The sequence below is a fragment of the Sphaerotilus mobilis genome, from assembly GCF_004216565.1.
Lineage (GTDB): Bacteria > Pseudomonadota > Gammaproteobacteria > Burkholderiales > Burkholderiaceae_C > Sphaerotilus > Sphaerotilus mobilis.
This window is the reverse complement of the sequence record NZ_SGWV01000013.1, coordinates 147,704-154,592: the sequence shown is the minus strand read 5'-3', so window position 1 is coordinate 154,592 and position 6,889 is coordinate 147,704. Positions and strand designations below refer to the sequence as shown.

The window sequence follows — 6,889 nt, the reverse complement described above, 5'->3', positions numbered from 1 at the left end:
CTTCACCATCACCCGCAACCCGTCGGAGATGGGCCGGCTGCTCAAGGGCCTGCTCTGATCGATCTGGATCAGCCTTGATCCGATGAGGCGGATCACCCGGTCCGCCTCATCCGTCACGAGGGCCCCGCGCTGCAAGGCGCGGGGCCCTCGGCGTTGGTGGGGCGGCGACCGGTCGACGGTCCATCGCCCACAATCGCGCCTCACGCCACTGCCCGACCTCACGCCATGATCAAGCTCCTCGTGCGCTGGTTCCTGCTCGCGGCCGCCCTGCTGCTGGTCGCGAACCTCGATGTCGGCGTCAGCGTCGGCAGCTTCCGCTCGGCCCTGCTGGCCGCTTTGGTGCTCGGGCTGCTCAACGCATTCGTGCGGCCCATCCTGCTGCTGCTGACCCTGCCGGTCACTTTGGTGACGCTGGGCTTGTTCCTGTTCGTCATCAACGCGCTGATGTTCTACGGCGCGGCCTGGCTGCTCGACGACCTCACCGTCGCGAGCTTCGGCTCGGCGCTGCTGGCCTCGTTGATCTACAGCGTCTGCGGCATGGTGATCGACGCGGCGCTGTCGCGGCTCTTCAGCGAGGCCTGAGGCCCAGCGCACCGCACCGCGGGTTCACTCGCCGCGCCGCTCGTCCTGCAGCTGCTGGCGACGGCGCTGTTCGACGACCTTCAGTCGGGCGTCGATCACCGCACCCTCGATCGGGTCCTGCGCCGACTGGCGCTGACCAGCTCGCAGCCGGTCCGCCGCACCCTGCCAGTCCCCCACCGCCGCATGGGCCTCGGCATCCGCGCGCAAGGCAGCCAGCGTCTGGCCCCGTGCCCGCTGCAGCTGCGACAGGTGGTCCCAGGCGCCGGCATCCTCCGGGTGTCCGGACACCCAGACCTGCAGCGCGTCGACCTGGCGGCGCAAGGGCTCGTCGGCCAGCGGCACCTGAGGCCGGGCCGCGATCAGCACCTGCGCCACTTCCAGCATGCCGGCGCGGCTGCCGTCGTCGATGCGGGCGCCTTCGAGCGACTGCAGCAGCGCGATCGCTCCGGACAGGTCGCCACGCGCGATGAGCGTATCCAGCCTCAGGACGACCACCGCGCGGCTGGCCGACTCGTGCGGCGCGGCCAGCTCACGCGCCCGGGCAAGGGCGAGGTCGGCACGCCCCCACAGCTTGAGCCGCGTGGCCGCGAGCGCCACGGCACTGGCGGTCGCCAGCGAGGCCGGCTCGCGTGTCGTCGGCAAGGCCTGGCTGGCCAACTGCTGCTGGGTGGCGTCGCGCAGGTCCATCAAGGCCCGCGCACGACCCTGCATGGCCGCATGCAACCAAAGCGCGGAGGCGCCGCCCGAACCGGCGGTCTGCGTCGGCGCCGCAGCGGCATCGACGCCCAGGCGGTTGCGGGCATCGGCGATGCGCTCGCCAGTCAGCGGGTGCGAGCGCAGGTAGGGAAAGGCGTTGCTGTCGGTCAGGCGGGAGGCGCTGGCCATGCGCTCGAACATGCCGACCATGCCGATGCCGTCGTAGCCGGCCGCCTGCAGGATGCCCGAGCCGATGCGGTCCGCCTCGCGCTCCATGTCGCGCGAGAAGTTGAGCTGGCCCTGGATCGCGACGGCCTGCCCGCCGAAGACCAGCGCCTGCGCCGCGTCCGGGCTGCGCGACAGCGCCATGATGCCGAGCACCGTCGTCGCCAGCGCCAGCATGGAGCTGCGCCGGCTGCTGCTCATCATGCGGGCGATGTGACGTTGGCTGACGTGCGACAACTCATGCGCCAGCACGGAGGCCAGCTCGTCACGCGTCGACGTCATCGCAACCAGGCCCATGTGCACGCCCACATGCCCACCGGGCAGGGCGAAGGCGTTGATCGTGCGGTCGCGCACCACGAAGGTCTGCCAGGCCAGGTGCTGAGCCAGGTCTTCCGGGACGTCGCCACGCGCCTTGGCGGCGGCCAGCAGCGGTGACCAGAGGCGCTCGATGTACTCGACCAGCAGCGGGTCGTCGACCACGTCCGGGTCACGGCGCAGCTGCTGCATGATGCGTTCGCCCAGCCGGGCCTCGGCCGGCACCGACAGCTCATCACCGGCCTCGTCGCCCAGGGCGGGCAAGGCGGAACCGTTCGTGACCTGTGCCATCACGGGCTGCGGCGCGGGCAAGGCCAACAGCACGGTCGTCAGCACGGTCGTCAGCAACGTCGTCAGCAAGGGGGCGATCGCGGCAGTTCGGGAAGTCGGCAAGGGCATGTCCGGGCGGGGCGCGAGCCCGTCAAAAAGGTCCGCACCTATGATGCACCGGATCCAAAGCACGGTCGTTTCCACCCATGTCCGCATCCTCGTCTTCCCCCTCCCCGGCCGCCTTGGCCACACCGCCCGAAGCGGGCGCGCTGACCCACTTCGACACCCAGGGCCAGGCCCACATGGTCGACGTCGCCGCCAAGGCCGTGACGCACCGCGTCGCCACCGCCGGCGGTTCGATCCGCATGTTGGCGACGACGCTGGCCCTGATCACGCAGGGCAATGCAAAGAAGGGCGACGTGATCGGCATCGCCCGCATCGCGGCGATCCAGGGCGCCAAGCGCACCTCTGACCTCATCCCGCTGTGTCACCCGCTGCCGCTGACCCGCGTCGCGGTCGATTTCCGCATCGACGCCGACCTGCCCGGCGTGCACTGCACGGCCACCGCCGAGACGCTCGGCCAGACCGGCGTCGAGATGGAGGCGCTGACCGCCGTGCAGGTCGGCCTGCTCACGATCTACGACATGTGCAAGGCCGCCGACAAGGGCATGGTCATGACCGACATCCGCCTGCTGGAGAAGCAGGGCGGCAAGAGCGGGCACTGGAAAGCGGCTTGACCGACCCGACCGGCTGACGCGCGATCAGGGACGCAGGTCCCGGGCCGTCAAGGCTGGATCGGGGCCGCACGGGAAGGCCGTGGGGTCGCCCGCCGTGCGGTCCTCGCACGGGGCGAAGAACGCGGCCGCTGCCGGGTTGCGGAACTCGCGCAGCCGGGCCGCGACGTGTTGGGCCCGGGCCTCGTCACCCCGCCCGTGCAGCGCCCGGGCGTAGGCCACCATCAGTCGGGTGTCGAGCAGGTGGAAGAGCGGGCGCTCGAAGTCCTCGAACACCTGCTCGGGCTGCGGCGCCATGGTCACCCGGGCGTAGTCGGCGTGATGGCCGAAGAGCACGCTGCGCTGGCCCTGGGCGATGCGCTCGGCCAGCGGTCCGGGACGCCCGCCGGGCACCAGGCCGGGGTCGAAGACAACGGCGACATCGTGGTACTGGCGCGCCGCCTCGATCGCCCCCAGCAGGGCCGTCGCCGAAACCGCCAGCAGCAGCAGCCTGGCCATGCGCACCGGCAGCGTGGCAGCGGCGGGCACGTCGCGCGAGGTCGAGCGCGGCTCGGCCTGAGGCGCCAACCCGGCCAGCCAGCCGGCGATCAAGGCGGTGGGCAGCAGGAAGTAGACGTACCAGAGCGGGTACTCCAGCAGGCTGTGCACCAGCACCAGGACCAGCAGGAAGGCGGCGCAGCGGGCCGACTGCGCGCGCAGCGCGTCGGCCTGCGTCAGCGCGCCGCGCAGCCGCCACACGAACAGCGCCGCCAACGCCAGCACCAGCAGCAGAAAGGGCAGGCCCAGGTCGACCGCCAGCTCCAGCACGATGTTGTGGGTGTGGTCGAAGAAGGCCACCGGGCGATCCGGGAACGGCGTCATCGACCAGGCGAAGTTGAAGGTCCCGGCGCCAACGCCCGTCCACGGGTGCTGGGCGATCAGCGCCAGCGTGTTGGCCCAGATCTTCCCGCGCGAACTGCTCGCATCGCCGTGCAGCGTCTTGCGCAGCTGGTCGTCGCCGTAATACATCTGGCCCTGCAGCTGGGCCCATTGCTCCATCGCCCACCAGCCCAGCAGGTAGACGGCGATGCCCGCGACCATCGCCAGCCGCACGCCCCGCGACAGCCGCCGGTCGACCACGCCCCAGATCGCCAGCAAGGCGACGCCGACCATGCCGGTGCGCGAGGCGTTGAGCACCTCCGCGCCGACCAGCAGCGTCAGCAGCAAGGCCGTCACCGGCCAGCGCCAGCCATGCCGGTGCGACAACCAGACCGCCGCTGCGCAGGCCCACAGCAGCAGCGTCGACAACTGGTTGGGCTGGCGCATGTTGCCGATCGCGCGCCCTGGCGTGGTCGTCGCCGCGACCCAGCGGCCGTCGGCCAGATCGGGCGCGAAGACCTGCACGAGCGACACCAGCACGCTCAGCAGCCCCGCCACCAGCAGGCCGACCAGCAGGCCATGCCACCAGAGATCACCCGCCCCATCGGCCTCGCCCGACCCGGCCCAGGTCCGCGCGCTGCGCCCGGCGATCCAGGCCAGCACGGCGGCCAGCAGCAGCGTGGCGATGGGGATCAGGCGCTGGCCGAGGGGCGCGTCGGTCCAGCCCTGACCGACGGCCAGCAGCAGCAGCAGCGCGATCAGCACCTGCAGGGCGTTCCAGCGTGCGCCACGCGTCGCCCGCGACATGACCACGTCATGCCGCACCGCTTGCCACGACAGCCGCCAGACCAGCAGCACCAACGCCAGCCCGGCGAACGACAACCACTGGTTCAGGAAGGTGGTGGTCGGCGAGAAGCTCGGTGCGCACAGGAAGGGCAGCGCAACCGCACCGGCCAACAGCGGCATCAACGGGTCGGTCGCCGGACGGCTCTGGGACAGGGAACTCATGGGCGGCCATGCTATCTTCATCGCCCCTCCTCACACTGCGGGCCACGCGCGCCGAGACCATGCCGCTGAACTTCCTGCGAGGCCTGTTCGGGTCCAACGAGATCAAGTCCCTGGCGCAATCCCTGGCCACCGAGCTGGCCCGCCGCTACCCGCCGACGATGGCCAGCGGCCAGGGTCGCAAGCTCTCGCCGCAGGCGGTCACCAACATCCTCGAAAGCGTCATCACCAAGGCCGTCACCAAGACCCAGGAATGGCGCCTCGGCGTGGTCGGCAAGGCCCGCCTCGGCAACGCGCTGCGCTGGGAGATGAAGGAACGCGGCTACCCCGAGCCCTTCATCGAGATGGTGACCGAAGCGCTCGTGGTCTACATGACGCGGCGCGCAGCGGGACCGGTTTCGGACGGCAAGCGGTGAGGGTGAGATGGGGTTGTTGAAGTCGCTGGTGCAGGACGTCTTCGGGCGCGGAAAGCGCCCAGAGGCCGTCGTCGAAACCGCCTTGCAACGAGCCGATGAACACGCGAGATCGGGCGACGAAGCCCTGGCACAGGGTCGTACCGACGACGCCGAAACCCACTTCCGCGCCGCACTCGCCGCCAAGCCTGAACATGCGCGTGCGCAAGAGGGCCTGGGCCTGACCCTGCTGAAGAAGCGTCGTCTGGACGACGCCTTCTTGCACCTGGAGATGGCCCACAAGCTCGATCCGATGAATGCCGAGATCCTGGTGCACTGGGGGTTGGTGGAACTGGAGATGGGCAACTTCGAACTGGCCAGCCGCCGTTTCGGACATGCGATCGAACGCTCCCCGGGCAATCCTCACGCCTGGCTGAACCTGGGACTGGCGAGCTTCAAGCTCGGGCAGTTCGCGAACAGCGTCACCCAGTTGGAGCAGGCCGTCACCTTGAGCCCGGACCATGCCCTTGCCTGGAGCAACCTGGCCCTTGCAAGACGGCAGGCGGACGACGTGCAAGGCTCCCTCGACGCTGCTCGCCGGGCGATCGAGCTTCGGCCCTCGCAAGGGCGCTTCTGGGTGATCCAGGGCGACCTCCAGGCCGATGCCGGTGACTTCGCCGCCAGCGATCGATCCTTCGAACAGGCCCGCGTCCTGTCGCCCGGATCTGCAGAGACCGAGATCGGGCTCGGAAAACTGCGCATGTCGCAAGGTCGTCCCGCCGAAGCAGAAGCCGCCTTCCGGCTGGCCTTGTCGCGTGAACCGACCAACGCGGATGCCGGCGGCGGCCTCGGCCAGTTGCTGCTGCAGCAAGGACGTTGGGCGGAAGGCTGGACACACTACGAAGCCCGCCGCAGGACGATTCCGGGTCCCGTGCGATCCGTGCCCGTGCCGGATTGGGATGGCCAAACACGCGCGGGCGAACGTCTGCTGGTGCATGCCGAACAGGGTCTGGGCGACATCATCCTGTTCGGCACCTGCCTGCCTGACCTGATCGCGGCCGGCGTCGATGTCATCGTCGATCTGCCGGCCCGACTGGCGCCCTTGTTCCAGCGCTCCTTCCCGGCCGTGACGATCTGTCCCGACGATGGTCGACACAACGGCGACACATGGCTTGCGCGCTTGCCACCGTTCGATCGGCACGTGCCCATGGGCACCTTGCCTCGTTGGTTGCGGGCATCCGACCCGCAGTTCCCAACCGAATCGACCGGCTACCTCCGCGCCGACCCGATCGCCGTGCAGCGCTGGCGCGAACAGCTCGCGCACCTGCCCAGACCGATCATCGGCCTGAGCTGGCGTGGCGGCTTGTTGTCGACGGCCGGGCGGCAACGTTCGCTGGATCTGGTCGAGATGATCGAAGGCTTGAAGCACACAGGCGCCAGCTTCGTCTGCCTGCAATACGGCAACGTCGCCGACGAACGGGCCCACGCCGAGGCCGTGACCGGCATCCGGGTGCACCCAGGCATTTCCGGCTATGGCGACCTGGACGACATGGCGGCCCTGAGCTGCGCCGTCGACACCGTGCTGACCGTGTGCTCGACCCAGGCCCATCTGTGCGGCGCGCTCGGGCTGGACGCGACGGTCCTGGTCCCCGTCAATCCGAGCTGGCGCTACGGTGCCGAGAGCCCTCGCATGGTCTGGTATCCCAGCCTGACCTTGATCCGACAGACCGAAGCGGGCAACTGGCAGGGCCCCTTGGCCGAGGCGGGTCGAGCCCTCGCTGCCAAGTCCGTCCGGCACCCGGCGTGATCGGA

6 protein-coding genes are annotated in these 6,889 nt (G+C 70.1%); 4 read left to right on the top strand and 2 right to left on the bottom strand.

Annotation, left to right across the window (positions count from 1 at the left end):
* Window positions 1-225 precede the first annotated feature (225 nt).
* Window positions 226-582, top strand: a complete 357-nt coding sequence (locus EV685_RS19675; protein ID WP_130483772.1) for a phage holin family protein — start codon at window positions 226-228, stop codon at window positions 580-582.
* Between the two features lie 24 nt (window positions 583-606).
* Here EV685_RS19675 and EV685_RS19670 read toward each other — a convergent pair whose 3' ends face one another.
* Window positions 607-2,211: a M48 family metalloprotease gene (locus tag EV685_RS19670; RefSeq protein WP_242615687.1), complete on the bottom strand. Its 1,605-nt coding sequence runs from the start codon at window positions 2,209-2,211 to the stop codon at window positions 607-609.
* Window positions 2,212-2,294: 83 nt separating this feature from the next.
* Between EV685_RS19670 and moaC the strand changes: the two genes are divergently transcribed.
* Window positions 2,295-2,825, top strand: a complete 531-nt coding sequence (gene moaC / locus EV685_RS19665; RefSeq protein WP_130483770.1) for a cyclic pyranopterin monophosphate synthase MoaC — start codon at window positions 2,295-2,297, stop codon at window positions 2,823-2,825.
* A 24-nt stretch (window positions 2,826-2,849) separates the two neighbouring features.
* Here moaC and EV685_RS19660 read toward each other — a convergent pair whose 3' ends face one another.
* Window positions 2,850-4,688, bottom strand: a complete 1,839-nt coding sequence (locus tag EV685_RS19660) for a PglL family O-oligosaccharyltransferase (RefSeq protein WP_165396875.1) — start codon at window positions 4,686-4,688, stop codon at window positions 2,850-2,852.
* 59 nt (window positions 4,689-4,747) lie between these two features.
* Here EV685_RS19660 and EV685_RS19655 point away from each other — a divergent pair, with 59 nt between their 5' ends.
* Together EV685_RS19655 and EV685_RS19650 are read left to right on the top strand one after the other, a co-directional pair.
* A complete protein-coding gene (locus EV685_RS19655) occupies window positions 4,748-5,101 on the top strand; it encodes a hypothetical protein (protein ID WP_130483768.1) in 354 nt (117 codons plus the stop codon).
* 82 nt (window positions 5,102-5,183) lie between these two features.
* Window positions 5,184-6,884 (top strand): tetratricopeptide repeat protein, encoded by a 1,701-nt coding sequence (locus tag EV685_RS19650; RefSeq protein WP_165396874.1) that lies wholly within the window; start codon window positions 5,184-5,186, stop codon window positions 6,882-6,884.
* The last annotated feature ends 5 nt before the right edge of the window (window positions 6,885-6,889 follow it).